The sequence below is a fragment of the Xanthomonas campestris pv. asclepiadis genome, assembly GCF_020784175.1.
In the GTDB taxonomy this organism is placed as follows: domain Bacteria; phylum Pseudomonadota; class Gammaproteobacteria; order Xanthomonadales; family Xanthomonadaceae; genus Xanthomonas; species Xanthomonas campestris_D.
The window spans coordinates 16,660-30,858 of sequence record NZ_JAJGQM010000036.1 but is presented as its reverse complement, the minus strand read 5'-3'; the positions used below and the strand labels follow the sequence as shown (position 1 = coordinate 30,858).

General features: G+C 65.3%; 11 protein-coding genes and 1 tRNA gene. 9 read left to right on the top strand and 3 right to left on the bottom strand.

Features of this window, described 5'->3' with window-relative positions; translation table 11 throughout:
• Positions 1 to 20: 20 nt before the first annotated feature.
• Positions 21 to 428: an acyl-CoA thioesterase gene (locus tag LL972_RS15465; protein ID WP_126947478.1), complete on the bottom strand. Its 408-nt coding sequence runs from the start codon at positions 426 to 428 to the stop codon at positions 21 to 23.
• Positions 428 to 3,394, bottom strand: a complete 2,967-nt coding sequence (gene uvrA / locus LL972_RS15460; RefSeq protein ID WP_228328341.1) for an excinuclease ABC subunit UvrA — start codon at positions 3,392 to 3,394, stop codon at positions 428 to 430. Before uvrA ends, LL972_RS15465 begins: the two co-directional genes overlap by 1 nt.
• Before the next feature lie 291 nt (positions 3,395 to 3,685).
• Here uvrA and rplU point away from each other — a divergent pair, with 291 nt between their 5' ends.
• The 3 genes from rplU (at position 3,686) to obgE (ending at position 5,561) form a co-directional block, all read left to right on the top strand.
• Positions 3,686 to 4,006, top strand: coding sequence for a 50S ribosomal protein L21 (gene rplU / locus LL972_RS15455; RefSeq protein ID WP_016901712.1), 321 nt, complete (start codon positions 3,686 to 3,688; stop codon positions 4,004 to 4,006).
• Between the two features lie 12 nt (positions 4,007 to 4,018).
• Positions 4,019 to 4,279, top strand: a complete 261-nt coding sequence (gene rpmA, locus LL972_RS15450; RefSeq protein WP_002807880.1) for a 50S ribosomal protein L27 — start codon at positions 4,019 to 4,021, stop codon at positions 4,277 to 4,279.
• 232 nt (positions 4,280 to 4,511) lie between these two features.
• Positions 4,512 to 5,561, top strand: coding sequence for a GTPase ObgE (obgE, locus tag LL972_RS15445; protein WP_228328340.1), 1,050 nt, complete (start codon positions 4,512 to 4,514; stop codon positions 5,559 to 5,561).
• Positions 5,562 to 5,652: 91 nt separating this feature from the next.
• Here obgE and rpsT read toward each other — a convergent pair whose 3' ends face one another.
• Positions 5,653 to 5,922: a 30S ribosomal protein S20 gene (rpsT, locus tag LL972_RS15440; RefSeq protein WP_002807888.1), complete on the bottom strand. Its 270-nt coding sequence runs from the start codon at positions 5,920 to 5,922 to the stop codon at positions 5,653 to 5,655.
• Positions 5,923 to 6,038: 116 nt separating this feature from the next.
• On the opposite strand from rpsT, the gene murJ reads away from it, so the two are divergent.
• The 6 genes from murJ to LL972_RS15410 all read left to right on the top strand — a co-directional run bounded on the left by murJ (position 6,039) and on the right by LL972_RS15410 (position 13,869).
• The gene (gene murJ / locus LL972_RS15435) at positions 6,039 to 7,631 is read left to right on the top strand and encodes a murein biosynthesis integral membrane protein MurJ (RefSeq protein WP_228328365.1); all 1,593 of its coding nucleotides are present in this window, start codon (positions 6,039 to 6,041) and stop codon (positions 7,629 to 7,631) included.
• 218 nt (positions 7,632 to 7,849) lie between these two features.
• Positions 7,850 to 8,920: a bifunctional riboflavin kinase/FAD synthetase gene (locus LL972_RS15430; protein WP_228328339.1), complete on the top strand. Its 1,071-nt coding sequence runs from the start codon at positions 7,850 to 7,852 to the stop codon at positions 8,918 to 8,920.
• 6 nt (positions 8,921 to 8,926) lie between these two features.
• Positions 8,927 to 11,758 carry an isoleucine--tRNA ligase gene (ileS, locus tag LL972_RS15425; protein WP_228328338.1) on the top strand — a complete coding sequence of 944 codons (2,832 nt, stop codon included), beginning with the start codon at positions 8,927 to 8,929 and terminating at the stop codon, positions 11,756 to 11,758.
• A gap of 308 nt (positions 11,759 to 12,066) precedes the next feature.
• Complete coding sequence (lspA, locus tag LL972_RS15420) at positions 12,067 to 12,579, top strand: signal peptidase II (protein WP_228328337.1); 513 nt, start codon at positions 12,067 to 12,069, stop codon at positions 12,577 to 12,579.
• A 77-nt stretch (positions 12,580 to 12,656) separates the two neighbouring features.
• On the top strand, positions 12,657 to 13,607 hold the full coding sequence (ispH, locus tag LL972_RS15415) for a 4-hydroxy-3-methylbut-2-enyl diphosphate reductase (protein WP_228328336.1): 951 nt from the start codon (positions 12,657 to 12,659) through the stop codon (positions 13,605 to 13,607).
• Between the two features lie 186 nt (positions 13,608 to 13,793).
• Positions 13,794 to 13,869: transfer RNA gene (locus tag LL972_RS15410), tRNA-Thr, on the top strand.
• Positions 13,870 to 14,199 lie beyond the last annotated feature (330 nt).

The window sequence follows — 14,199 nt, the reverse complement described above, 5'->3', positions numbered from 1 at the left end:
CTGGCAAATCTCAGCTGCTCTCAGCTGCTGGCGGCGCGTACCGCGTCCGGCAGCGATGCGCTCTTGCCGGTCTGCGTATCGATCCACACCACCACCACGTTGCCATCGGAATACAGCACGCCCTCGTCCTTCTGGTCGAGGATGCGGTGGCCGATGGTGATGCTGCTGCTGCCCAGGCGCTCGACGAACAGTTCCACCAGGATGTCGTTCGGCCACACCAGCGGGCGCTTGTAGTTGACGTTGGTGGCCGCAACCACCGGCGCGATGCGGTCGGTCATCGCCACGCCGTCGACGCCCAGCATCCAGCGCACGCGCGCTTCTTCCAGGTACGAAATGTACTTGGCGTTGTTGACATGGCCCATGCTGTCCATGTCGCGCCAACGCACGCTGATCGGGATGCGTGCCAACACCTTGTGCTCTTCGCTCATCAGCTTGCCTTCTTCTTCGCGGTTTTCTTGGTGGCGGACTTGGCGACTTTCGCCACCTTCTCCGGTTTGACCTTGCGTGGCGGGCGCGCATCGGGCTTGTTGGCCATTGCCGCCGGCCGGGTCTCGCGCGCCTTCACCGACGGCAGCATCTTGGCCAGGAACTGCCCGGTGTAGGATGCCTTGTGCGCAGCCACATCTTCCGGCGTGCCGGAGACCAGGATGCTGCCGCCACGATGGCCGCCTTCCGGGCCCAGATCCACGATCCAGTCGGCGGTCTTGATCACGTCCAGATTGTGTTCGATCACCACCACCGTGTTGCCCTCGTCGCGCAGCTTGTGCAGCACGCCGAGCAGCGCCTCGATGTCGTGGAAGTGCAGGCCGGTGGTCGGCTCGTCGAGGATGTACAGGGTGCGCCCGGTATCGCGACGCGACAATTCCTTGGACAACTTGACGCGCTGCGCCTCACCGCCGGACAGCGTGGTCGCGCTCTGGCCCAGCTTGATGTAGCTCAGGCCGACATCCACCAGCGTTTCCAGCTTGCGCGCGATCGACGGCACCGGCTCGAACAGCCGCAGCGCGTCTTCGACGGTCATCTGCAGCACGTCGCTGATGTTGAAGCCCTTGTAGCGGATATCCAGCGTTTCGCGGTTGTAGCGCTTGCCGTGGCAGACATCGCAGGGCACGTAGACGTCGGGCAGGAAGTGCATCTCCACCTTGATCAGGCCATCGCCCTGGCAGGCCTCGCAGCGTCCGCCGCGCACGTTGAAGCTGAAACGGCCCGGCGAATAACCGCGTGCGCGCGATTCCGGCACCTGCGCGAACAACTCGCGTAACGGCGTGAACATGCCGGTATAGGTGGCCGGATTGGAGCGCGGGGTGCGCCCGATCGGCGACTGGTCGATATCCACGACCTTGTCGAACAGATCGAGGTTCTCGACCTCGCGATGCGCGGCCACCGGATGCGAGGCGCCGTTGATCTCGTTGGCAGCCAGTGAAAACAAGGTGTCGTTGATCAGCGTGGACTTGCCCGAGCCGGACACGCCGGTGATGCAGGTCAGCAGGCCGGCCGGAATGTCCAGATCGACATTCTTCAGGTTGTTGCCGGTGGCCCCGCGCAGATGCAGCATCATCTTCGGGTTGGGCTTGTGGCGCTGCTTGGGAATCTCGATGCGGCGCTTGCCCGACAGGTACTGGCCGGTCAGCGAGCCGGGCGCATCCAGGATGTCCTGCAGTGTGCCTTGCGCGCAGATTTCGCCGCCGTGCACGCCGGCGCCGGGGCCGATATCCAGCACGTAATCGGCCAGGCGGATCGCGTCCTCGTCATGCTCGACGACGATGACGGTGTTGCCCAGGTCGCGCAGCCGCGTCAGCGTGCCGAGCAGGCGTTCGTTGTCGCGCTGATGCAGGCCGATCGAGGGCTCGTCCAGCACGTACATCACCCCGACCAGGCCGGCACCGATCTGGCTGGCCAGGCGAATGCGCTGCGCCTCGCCGCCGGACAAGGTATCGGCCTTGCGCTCCAGGGTCAGGTAATCCAGACCCACGTCGACCAGGAAGCCCAGCCGCTCGCCGATCTCCTTGACGATCTTGCTGGCGATCTCGCCGCGCCAACCCGGCAGCGACAAGCCACGGAAAAAGCTCAGCGCCTCGTTGACCGGCAGCACCACCAGTTCGGGCAGCGGGCGGTCGGCGACGAACACGTTGCGCGCGGCACGATTCAGGCGCGTGCCGTTGCAGGCCGGGCAGGGCTGCTGGCTGACGTACTTGGTCAGCTCTTCGCGCACGGCCGGCGATTCGGTTTCGCGGTAACGGCGTTCCAGGTTCGGCAGGATGCCTTCGAAACGGTGCTTGCGCGTGGTGCGTCCGCCCGCATCGGTGAAGTAGGTGAAGCTGATCACCTCATCGCCGCTGCCGAACAGCACCGCCTGGCGCACCTTGGCCGGCAGCGAATTCCACACCGCATCCACGTCGAACTTGTAGTGCTTGGCCAGCGAGGCGATCAGCTGGAAATAATAGGCGTTGCGCCGATCCCAGCCACGCACCGCGCCGGCCGACAGCGACAGCTCCGGATGCACCACGACACGATCCGGGTCGAAGAACTCGGCCACGCCCAGGCCGTCGCAGCTCGGGCAGGCGCCCACTGGTGCGTTGAACGAAAACAGCCGCGGCTCCAGCTCCGGCAGCGAGTAATCGCAGACCGGGCAGCTGTACTTGGACGAGAACAGGTGCGGCGCGGCGGCCGGATCGTCCAGTGACTGCACCGCAACCATGCCTTCGCCGAGCTTGAGCGCGGTCTCGAAGCTTTCCGCCAACCGTTGCTTGATGTCCTCGCGCGGCCGGAAGCGGTCGATCACCGCCTCGATGGTGTGCTTCTGGCGCAGCGCCAACGGCGGCACCGCGTCGATCTCGTACAGCTCGCCATCCACGCGCACGCGCACGAAGCCCTGCGCGCGCAGTTGCTCGAACACCTGCGCGTGCTCGCCCTTGCGTTCGCGGATCACCGGCGCCAGCAGCATGTAACGCTGCTCCTGGTCCTGCGTGAGCATGTGGTCGACCATCTGGCTGACGGTCTGCGCCTCCAATGGGAAGCCATGGTCCGGGCAGCGCGGCTGACCGACGCGCGCGTACAGCAGACGCAGGTAGTCGTAGATCTCGGTGATCGTGCCGACCGTGGAGCGCGGGTTGTGCGAGGTCGATTTCTGTTCGATCGAAATTGCCGGGGACAGGCCTTCGATGTGGTCCAGGTCCGGCTTTTCCATCACGCTGAGGAACTGGCGCGCATACGCCGACAGCGACTCGACGTAGCGGCGCTGACCCTCCGCATAAATGGTGTCGAACGCCAACGACGACTTGCCCGAGCCGGACAGGCCGGTGATCACGATCAGTTTGTCGCGAGGCAGGTCGAGGTCGATGTTCTTGAGGTTGTGCGTCCGCGCGCCGCGGATGCGGATGAAATCCATCGCCATGGGGGATCCGATGTCGGGCCGGCGAACCGGCAGTGGTGCGAGCGTGCTCAGCAGGAATGAGTGGCAGTCGATCAGCCTACCCGCCGACCTAGGTGAGGGCAATTGCCCCAAATGCCAGTCTGACCGGGCCGCTGTGGCGGCCGGATGATGCGTTGCACGGGTGGATCGGGCAGGGCTGCGGCCCGGCGCCCGGCAGGTTGACCCCAAACCCCGTCAGCCCGTACAATCCCGCTCCTGTCTGTCCTAGGGCACGTCAGTGCGACCATAATAACTACAGAGGAAAACCTGGTCATGTACGCAGTTCTGGTAACCGGCGGTAAGCAATACCGCGTCGCGCAGGGCGAAACGCTCCGCGTGGAAAAGCTCGAAGTCGAAGCGGGCAACGAGATCAAGTTCGACACCGTCCTGATGTTGGGCGATAGCGATGGCATCAAGCTGGGCGATGCGCTGAAGGGCGCCTCGGTCACCGCCAAGGTTGTGGCCCATGGCCGCGCCGACAAGGTGCGCATCATCAAGTTCCGTCGCCGCAAGCACCACATGAAGCGTCAGGGACACCGTCAGTACTACACCGAAATCGAGATCACCGGCATTGCCGGTGGCGATAAGAAGTAAGGAGAACCAGTCATGGCACATAAAAAAGGCGTAGGTTCCTCGCGCAACGGTCGCGATTCCAACCCGAAGTACCTGGGTGTGAAGATCTTCGGTGGCCAGGCCATCGATGCCGGCAACATCATCGTGCGTCAGCGCGGCACCCAGTTCCATCCGGGCGCCGGCGTCGGCCTCGGCCGTGACCACACCCTGTTCGCACTGGTGAACGGCAAGGTGGAGTTCTCGGTCAAGGGTGCGAAGAAGCGTCGTACCGTCAGCGTGGTTGCCGAGGCGTAATCGCCCGCTCCATGCAGGCCAGTCCGTCAGGTATTAACGCCCGGCGGACGAGACGGAAAGCCCCGCTTTTGCGGGGTTTTTCGTTTGAGAACCGGGAGTGGGGATTCGGGAGTTGGGATTCGCAACGGCGGATTTCGATAGTCCCGATACCGTCGCTTCCTGCTGTTTCCGTGGCCGCCAAGCGGCGTCCTGCGGTGGTGTTACCAATCCCAAATTACGAATCCCAAATCTCATGAAGTTAGTCGACGAAGCAGAAATCCTGGTCAGTGCCGGCAATGGCGGCAATGGCTGTGTCGGCTTTCGCCGCGAGAAGTTCATCCCGCTCGGCGGGCCCGATGGTGGCGACGGCGGTAATGGCGGCAGCGTGTGGATCGTGGCCGACGAGAACGTCAATACGCTGGTCGACTTCCGGCATGAGCGCACCTTCAAGGCGCAACGCGGCGAGAACGGCATGGGCCGCCAGGCCTACGGCAAGGGTGGCGAAGACCGCATCATCGTGGTGCCGGTCGGCACGGTGGTGATGAACGTGCAGACGGACGAAGTCATCGGCGACCTGACCCATCATGGCGATCGCCTGCTGGTGGCCAAGGGCGGCAAGGGTGGCCTGGGCAACATGCATTTCAAGAGCTCGGTCAACCGTGCGCCGCGCCAGTCGACCACCGGTGAAGAGGGCGAGGAGCGCTTGCTCAAGCTGGAGCTGAAGCTGCTGGCCGACGTCGGCCTGCTGGGCTTTCCCAACGCGGGCAAGAGCACGCTGATCCGCGCGGTGTCCTCGGCGACTCCGAAGGTGGCCGATTATCCGTTCACCACCCTGTATCCGAATCTGGGCGTGGTCAGTGTCGAGGCGTATCGCAGCTTCGTCATCGCCGACGTGCCGGGCCTGATCGAGGGCGCGGCCGACGGTGCCGGGCTGGGGACGCAGTTCCTGCGCCACCTGCAGCGCACCCGTCTGCTGCTGCATCTGGTGGACATCTCGCCGATGGATGGTGGTGTGGAGGCGTCGCCGGTGGATCAGGTGCGCACCATCGAGCGCGAACTGGAGCGTCACGATCCCGAATTGCTGAGGAAGCCGCGCTGGCTGGTGCTCAACAAGGCCGACCTGATGTTCGAGGACGAGGCGCGCGCCGCGGCCGAGACGATCGTGGCCGAACTGGGCTGGACCGCGCCGTGGTATCTGGTCTCGGCGCTGGGCCGCGATGGCACCTTCCCGATCATGAAGGACGTCATGGCGTTCTTCGACCGTCAGCGCGAGGACGAGCTCGAGGCGCGCAATGCCGGCTGAGCGCATGCGCAGGCACACAAAAAACCCGGCCAAGGCCGGGTTTTTCTATGCCACCGCAAGCCAGGCCTGCGGTGATGCCGACACGGCGCGCTTACGCGGCCTTGATGGCCTTGATGCGAGCGGTCAGACGGCTCTTGTGACGCGCAGCCTTGTTCTTGTGAATCAGGCCACGGGCGCTGAAACGGTCGAGGATGGGCTGAGCGACGGCGAAAGCAGCTTCGGCGCCTGCAGCATCGTTGGCGTCAAGGGCCTTGATCACCTTCTTGACGGCGGTGCGCAGCATCGAACGCTGGCCCGTGTTGCGCTCATTGCGCACAACGGTCTGCTTGGCGCGCTTCTTGGCGGACTTGATATTGGCCACGGTGGTGGGTTCCTGAAAAATCGGTGTAGTGGAAAAAGCAAGCGGGAAAGTATGATGGGCTTAGTTATGTACGTCAAGTCAGTTGTCAAGGGGGAGGCTGCGTGAGCAAGCCCGGCATGTTGAGAGGCCTGCTCTCATTCAGCAGTATGACCATGGTGTCGCGGGTATTGGGCCTGATCCGCGACCAGGCGATCTCCACCACCTTCGGCGCCAATGCGGTGACCGACGCGTTCTGGGTGGCGTTCCGGATCCCCAATTTCCTGCGCCGGCTGTTTGCCGAGGGCTCGTTCGCCACCGCCTTCGTGCCGGTGTTCACCGAAGTCAAGGAAACCCGCCCGCACACGGACCTGCGCGAGCTGATGTCGCGGGTGTCCGGCACGCTCGGTGGCATGTTGCTGGTGATCACCGCGCTGGGGCTGATCTTCACCCCGCAGCTGGCGTCTGTGTTTTCCGATGGCGCGGCCACCGATCCGGATAAATACGGCCTGCTGGTCGATTTGCTGCGGCTGACGTTTCCGTTTCTTTTGTTTGTGTCGTTGACCGCGCTGGCGGGCGGGGCGCTCAACAGCTTCCAGCGGTTTGCGATTCCGGCGCTGACGCCGGTGATCCTCAACCTGTGCATGATTGCCGGCGCGCTGTGGCTGGCGCCGCGGCTGGAGGTGCCGATCCTGGCGCTGGGTTGGGCGGTGCTGGTGGCCGGTGCGCTGCAGTTGCTGTTTCAGCTGCCGGCCTTGAAGGGCATCGACCTGCTGACGCTGCCGCGCTGGGGCTGGACGCATCCGGACGTGCGCAAGGTGCTGACCTTGATGATTCCGACCCTGTTCGGCTCGTCGATCGCGCAGATCAACCTGATGCTGGACACGGTGATCGCCGCGCGGCTGGCCGATGGCTCGCAGTCGTGGCTGTCGCTGGCCGACCGCTTTCTGGAGCTGCCGCTGGGCGTATTCGGGGTGGCGCTGGGCACGGTGATCCTGCCGGCGCTGGCCCGCCATCACGTCAAGACCGACCGCAGCGCGTTTTCCGGCGCGCTGGACTGGGGCTTCCGCACCACGTTGTTGATCGCAGTGCCGGCAATGCTCGGCTTGCTGCTGCTGGCCGAGCCGCTGGTGGCGACCTTGTTCCAGTACCGCCAGTTCACTGCCTTCGACACGCGGATGACCGCGATGTCGGTCTACGGCCTGAGCTTCGGCCTGCCGGCCTACGCCATGCTCAAGGTGCTGCTGCCGGCCTTCTACGCCCGCCAGGACACCCGTACCCCGGTACGGGCCGGCGTGGCAGCGTTGATCGCCAACATGGTGTTCAACTTCGCGTTGCTGGCGGCGGTCTACCAGATCATGGTGCCGCCCGAGCTGAAGGCGCAGGGCGTGATGCAGGCGCTGGGCAAGCAGCCGGGTCTGCATCTGGCGCTGGGCATTGCCAGCGCGCTGTCGAGTTACCTCAACCTGGCTTTGCTGTGGTACTGGCTGGGCAAGTCCGGCGTCTACCAGCGCCGGCCAGGTTGGGCCGGCTATGCGCTGCGTCTGCTGCTGGCATGCGCGGCGATGGTGGCGGTGCTGTTGGGCCTGCTGTGGTGGCTGCCATCGTTCACCGTGATGGACAAGTGGGATCGCATCGGATGGCTGACAGTGCTGGTCGGTAGCGGCGGGGCGACCTACCTGGTGGCGCAAGTGGCGCTGGGATTGCGGCCGCGGCATCTGCGCGAGGGCTAGTCGTCTGCCGAGCTGGCCGAGCGGGTGCAGAGCCATCGGTCAGACGGTGAGAGTTGATGCCGGGCCAGGCGGGCGCGCAATCGCCTGCCCGCTTCCGAGACGCAGCTGGCGCGGCACCGGCCGGGCGGCGCCCATGCGGGTTGACAGGCACGGCTATACTTGCGGGTTATGCATCAACGAGGGTCGGCCGGCAGGCCGGCATCTGTTTGGATCGAGGAATGAGCAGGCTGTTTAGAGACGTCGAGGGCGGGACCCTGTTCCCGCACGGAAGCGTGGTCTGCATCGGCGCCTTTGATGGCCTGCACCTGGGGCATCGGGCATTGGTGCAGCACGCAGTCGCGCGCGCGCGCGCGCTGGGCGTGCCGGCGGTGGCGGTGAGCTTCGAGCCGCTGCCGCGCGAATTTTTCGCCCCGGCCGCGCCGCCGCCACGGCTGACCCTGGCCCGCGCCAAGATCGAAGGGCTGCATGGCTTCGGTGCCGACAGCGTGGGCATGATCCGTTTCGACGGTCGCCTGTCGGCGATGAGCGCCGAGGACTTCGTACGGCTGGCCCTGGTCGGCCGGCTATGCGCCAAGGAGGTCTGGATCGGCCCGGAGTTCCGTTTCGGCCATCGGCGTGGTGGCGATATCGGTGTGCTGCGCACGCTCGGTGCGCAGTACGGTTTTGAGGCGGGCGAAATTGCGCCGGTGCATCTGCACGGCGAGCGTATTTCTGCCACGCGCATCCGCGAACTGCTGGGTGCGGGCGAGTTCGCGCACGCCGGGCAATTGCTGGGCCGGCCGTATGCCATTGGCGGGCGGGTAGTGCGCGGCAAGCAGCTTGGACGCACGTTGGGCTATCCGACCGCCAATCTGCGGTTTCCGCGCACGCCGGCGCTGTCGGGTATTTACGCAACCTGGGTGCATGGTGTGGCCGAGCGGCCGTTGCCGTCGGTCTCGAGCTTTGGTACGCGGCCGACGGTGGCCGGCGTGGAGCCGCTGCTGGAAGCGCACCTGTTCGACTTCCAGGGCGATCTGTATGGCCGGCATATTGCCGTCGAATTCGTCGCCAAGCTGCGCGATGAAGAAAAGTTCGATGGCCTGGACGCGCTGACGGTGCAGATGCACCGCGATGCCGAGCAGGCACGTGCGGTGCTGGACAGGCACGCAGTTTCTTCAACACACGCGAGTTCCTCGCAACAGCCCGCCTATGATGCGAGTCCCTCGCAGGAGCCGACCTATGATGCGAGTCCCTCGCAAGAGCCCGCACATCCATGTGCGGACTTATCAAAAAATGCAGCGCAACGGTAGAGACCTGTGACCCAAGACTACAAAGCCACTCTCCATCTGCCCGCGACGGAATTCCCGATGCGCGGCGACCTGCCCAAGCGCGAGCCGGCGATGCTGGAGCGCTGGGAGCGCGAGGGGCTGTACGCGCAACTGCGCGCCAATGCGGCCGGGCGCCCGCTGTTCGTGCTGCACGACGGCCCGCCGTATGCCAACGGCCAGATCCATCTGGGCCATGCGGTCAACAAGATCCTCAAGGACATCATCGTCAAGTCGAAGTATCTGGCTGGCTTCGATGCGCCCTACATCCCGGGTTGGGATTGCCACGGCCTGCCGATCGAGATCGCGATCGAGAAGAAGTACGGCAAGGTCGGCGTGAAGCTGGACGCTGCCGAGTTTCGCCAGAAGTGCCGCGAATACGCGACCGAGCAGATCGACCTGCAACGGCGCGATTTCAAGCGCCTGGGCGTAATCGGCGACTGGGACAACCCGTACAAGACGCTGGATTTCCGCTTCGAGGCCAACGAGATCCGTGCGCTGGCCAAGGTGGTCGACAACGGCCATCTGACCCGTGGCGTCAAGCCGGTGCATTGGTGCTTCGACTGTGGCTCGGCGCTGGCCGAGGCCGAGATCGAATACGCCGACAAGGTGTCGCCGACGGTGGATATCGCCTATCCGGCGCGCGATCCGGCGGCCGTGGCTGCCGCATTCGGTGCGAGCCTGCCGGCGGGCGTGGGCGTGGCGGTGCCGATCTGGACCACCACCCCGTGGACGCTGCCGGCCTCGCTGGCGGTGAGCCTGGGCGCGGAACTGGACTACGTGCTGGTCGAAGGCCCTAGCGATCGCGGCCAGCCGCGTTGGCTGGTGGTGGCCGAAGCCCTGGCCGGCAAGGCGCTGGCGCGCTATGGCGTGGAGACGGTAGTGGTGCATGGGCATGCCAAGGGTGCGGCGCTGGAACAGATGCTGCTGAACCATCCGTTCTATGCCGAGCGCGAGATCCCGCTGTTGCTGGGCGACCACGTGTCGGCCGAAGACGGTACCGGCGCGGTGCACACCGCACCGGGGCATGGTCAGGAGGACTATCAGGTCTCCAAGCAGTACGGCCTGCTCGAGCGTTATGGCGCTGCGCAGATCAACCCGGTGGACGGGCGCGGCGTGTACCTGCCGTCGACGCCGCCGCTGGGCGACACCGTACTGGCCGGGCTGCACATCTGGAAGGCCAACGACATCCTCATCGAGGCGCTGCGCGACACCGGCGTGCTGCTGGCGGCCAGCAAGATGGAGCACAGCTATCCGCATTGCTGGCGCCACAAGACGCCGATCGCATTCCGCGCCACGCCGCAGTGGTTCATCTCGATGGAGCAGGCCAACCTGCGCGCCGATGCGCTCAAGGCCATCGACAACGTGCACTGGTATCCGTCCTGGGGCCAGGCACGCATCGCCGGCATGGTCGACGGGCGTCCGGACTGGACGATTTCGCGCCAGCGCACCTGGGGCGTGCCGATCGCCTTGTTCGTGCATCGCGAAACCGGCGAGCCGCATCCGCGCAGCACCGAGTTGCTGCGCCAGGTCGCCGACCGGGTGGAGCTGGGCGGCGTGGACGTGTGGTACACGCTGGACGCAGCCGAATTGCTGGGCGAGGAGGCCGTCGACTACGACAAGATCACCGACATCCTGGATGTGTGGTTCGACTCCGGCGTGACCCATGAAGCGGTGCTGGTGGACCGCGGCCTGCCCAAGCCGGCCGACCTGTACCTGGAAGGCTCCGATCAGCATCGTGGCTGGTTCCAGTCCTCGCTGCTGACCGGCGTGGCGATGGACAAGGTGGCGCCGTACAAGCAGTGCCTGACCCACGGCTTCACCGTGGACGAGTACGGCCGCAAGATGTCCAAGTCGCTGGGCAACGGCATCGAGCCGCAGGACATCATGAAGACCCTGGGCGCGGACATCCTGCGCCTGTGGATCGCCTCGGCCGATTACAGCAACGAGATGTCGCTGTCGCAGGAGATCCTCAAGCGCAATGCCGACGCGTACCGTCGCCTGCGCAATACCGCGCGCTTCCTGCTCGGCAACCTGCATGGCTTCGATCCGCTGCAGCATCTGGTGGCGCTGGATGACATGGTGCTGCTGGACCGCTGGATCGTGCATCGCGCGCACGAGCTGCAGGAGAAGATCGTCGCCGCGTATGCGCGCTACGACTTTGCCGAGATCGTGCAGGCGCTGCTGAATTTCTGCAGCGTGGATCTGGGCTCGCTGTATCTGGACGTGACCAAGGACCGTTTGTACACGATGGCCGAGGATGCGCGCGGCCGCCGTTCGGCGCAGAGCGCGATGTATCACGTGGTCGAGGCGTTCGTGCGCTGGATCGCGCCGGTGCTGAGCTTCACCGCCGAAGAGTTGTGGGGCTACCTGCCGGGCAAGCACTCCGACAACGTGCTGTTCGCCACATGGTACGACGGCCTGGCGCCGTTGCCGGCCGATGCCGCGCTGAGCAGTGCCGATGTCGACAGGCTGCTGGCCTTGCGCGAGCAGGTGGCCAAGGTGCTGGAGCCGATGCGTGCCAACGGGGCGATCGGTGCGGCGCTGGAAGCGGAGATCACCGTGGCCGCCGATGCACAGACTGCCGCGCGTTGGCAGCCGCTGGCCGAGGAGCTGCGCTTCCTGTTCATCAGTGGCGATGTCACCGTCACTGCGGCCAGCACCGACGACATCTTCGTCAGCGCGCAGCCGACCAGCAAGGCCAAGTGCGTGCGCTGCTGGCACCACCAGGCCAGCGTGGGCAGCGATCCGCGTCACCCGGAACTGTGCAGTCGCTGCGTCAGCAATATCGAAGGCCCCGGCGAGGAGCGTCGCTGGTTCTGATGGGGTGCGCATGATGGCGCGTGGCGGGCCGATCCTGCCACGCGTGATCGAGACCCGGATGGGCCGGGCGTGCGCCTGCGCGCGACCTCATCGGCGGCCACCGCTGCCGTAGATGGCCCCGGCGCCGCAGTCCCTCGCTTGCTGAAGGGTGGCGCACGCGGCAACGCGGGGCAGGGCGGCTGGCTCGGACGGCCATGCCATCCTTGCCCGCCTGTCTTACAGCTTTTGTTCTGCTACTGCCATCCCCAACGCCATCCAGGCATCTTCTCCGGCGTCGGAGAAGTCACCACCAACTGCGATCTTTCGACATGAGTCAACGCCCCAAACCCTCCGCCCTGATCTGGCTGCTGCTGTCGGCACTGGTGGTCGGGCTGGACCAGTGGAGCAAGGCCTGGGTGTTGTCCAGCCTGCCCGAGTACACCCCGGTGCCGGTGATCGACGGCTTCTGGAACTGGTACCGCACCTACAACACCGGCGCGGCCTTCAGCTTCCTGAGCGATGCCGGCGGCTGGCAGCTGTGGTTCTTCACCGCGCTCGCGGTGGGCATCAGCGGGCTGCTGGCGTTCTGGCTGTCGCGTACCGCGCGCGGCGAATGGCGCAGCGCGCTGCCGTATGCACTGGTGATCGGCGGGGCGATCGGCAACGTGATCGACCGCCTGATGCACGGCCACGTGGTCGATTTCATCCAGTGGTACATCGGTAGCCACACCTGGCCTGCGTTCAACATCGCCGACTCGGCGATCGTGGGCGGCGCCATCGGCATCGCGGTATTCGGCCTGTTCGACAGGTCCGGCAAGCGCGAGTCGGGGATGCGGAAGTAGGAATCGACGCTGAAGTCGTGGCGCACCGGCGCCGCCCGGTTCCATCCTCCATTCCCCATTCCCGTAGAATGCCCGCCATGGATGTCCTGCTCGCCAATCCCCGTGGTTTCTGTGCCGGTGTCGACCGTGCGATCGAGATCGTCAAGCGTGCGATCGAAACGCTGGGCGCGCCGATCTATGTGCGCCATGAAGTGGTGCACAACCGGTTTGTGGTCGACGACCTCAAGCAGCGCGGCGCGGTCTTCGTCGAAGAACTGGACGAGGTGCCGGACAACGCCACGGTGATCTTCAGCGCACACGGTGTCTCGCAGGCGGTGCGGCAGGAAGCCGAGCGCCGCGGGCTGAAGGTGTTCGACGCGACCTGCCCGCTGGTGACCAAGGTGCATTTCGAGGTGGCGCGGCATTGCCGGGCCGGCCGCGACGTGGTGCTGATCGGCCATGCCGGGCATCCGGAGGTGGAAGGCACGATGGGGCAGTGGAGCCGCGAACGCGGCCCGGGCACGATCTATCTGGTCGAGGACATCGAGCAGGTCGCCACGCTGCAGATCCGCCAGCCGGAGAACATTGCCTACACCACCCAGACCACGCTATCGGTGGACGACACCATGGGCATCATCGAGGCCCTGCGTGCGCGCTATCCGGCCATGCAGGGACCGCGCCACGACGATATCTGCTACGCCACCCAGAACCGCCAGGATGCGGTGCGCGACCTCGCGCGCCAATGCGATCTGGTGCTGGTGGTCGGTTCGCCCAACAGTTCCAATTCCAACCGCCTCAGCGAGCTGGCCCGGCGCGACGGGGTGGAGTCCTACCTGATCGACAACGCCGGCGAGATCGACCCGGCCTGGATCGTTGGCAAGCAGCACATCGGCCTGACCGCCGGCGCCTCCGCACCGCAGGTGCTGGTCGATGGCGTGTTGGCGCGGTTGCGCGAGCTGGGCGCCAATAGTGTGTCCGAGCTGGAAGGCGAGCCGGAATCGATGGTGTTCGCGCTGCCCAAGGAATTGCGGTTGCGCCTGGTCAGCTGACAGCGGGCGCTCCGGGCTGCTTGCGTCAGCGTCGAGTTCACGCGGCAAGTCCGGGTGTTTCGCAGCTGCAGGTGGTGATCCTCCCCCGGTTGCGGTCCGAGATCAGAGGTCCGAAGCCGGGACGCGCAGTGCGCTGCCTGGTGGCGATTGACCGGGCACCGGCTCCACTCCTACAATGAACGGCTCGCCGGAATAGCTCAGTTGGTAGAGCGGCGCATTCGTAATGCGTAGGTCGTAGGTTCGATTCCTATTTCCGGCACCATCGCTTCAACCCTGGGTCGACCATTGGTCGGCCCAGTTGCGTTTGGGGTCAATGCACGCTCGCCGCTGGCTCAGTCATATACGCCGCACATCACGCAGGCCGAAATCGATGGCCGCAACTGCATCTGTCCGGCCCTGCGCAGCGCTGCGACAACATGTCGCACAGTTTTGCGCGCATTAATTGCGACAGATCATTGCCGATGGGTTTCGTGCAGGTGCAGCAAAGTCTAAAATCAGGGAGCTAACTCGTGTCTTCGGTCTGCGTGGCCGCCTTCCCTCAGGAAGCGCGCCGTCAGGACGAGTCCCACCTGGATACGACGAACGAGGCTGG

Bases quoted from the DNA above. Each gene is read 5' to 3' on its own strand.
- uvrA (WP_228328341.1), bottom strand. From the start codon at position 3,394: ATGGCGATGGATTTCATCCGCATCCGCGGCGCGCGGACGCACAACCTC.
- murJ (WP_228328365.1), top strand. From the start codon at position 6,039: ATGTTGAGAGGCCTGCTCTCATTCAGCAGTATGACCATGGTGTCGCGG.
- rpmA (WP_002807880.1), top strand. From the start codon at position 4,019: ATGGCACATAAAAAAGGCGTAGGTTCCTCGCGCAACGGTCGCGATTCC.
- LL972_RS15465 (WP_126947478.1), bottom strand. From the start codon at position 428: ATGAGCGAAGAGCACAAGGTGTTGGCACGCATCCCGATCAGCGTGCGT.
- lspA (WP_228328337.1), top strand. From the start codon at position 12,067: ATGAGTCAACGCCCCAAACCCTCCGCCCTGATCTGGCTGCTGCTGTCG.
- rplU (WP_016901712.1), top strand. From the start codon at position 3,686: ATGTACGCAGTTCTGGTAACCGGCGGTAAGCAATACCGCGTCGCGCAG.
- obgE (WP_228328340.1), top strand. From the start codon at position 4,512: ATGAAGTTAGTCGACGAAGCAGAAATCCTGGTCAGTGCCGGCAATGGC.
- ispH (WP_228328336.1), top strand. From the start codon at position 12,657: ATGGATGTCCTGCTCGCCAATCCCCGTGGTTTCTGTGCCGGTGTCGAC.
- LL972_RS15430 (WP_228328339.1), top strand. From the start codon at position 7,850: ATGAGCAGGCTGTTTAGAGACGTCGAGGGCGGGACCCTGTTCCCGCAC.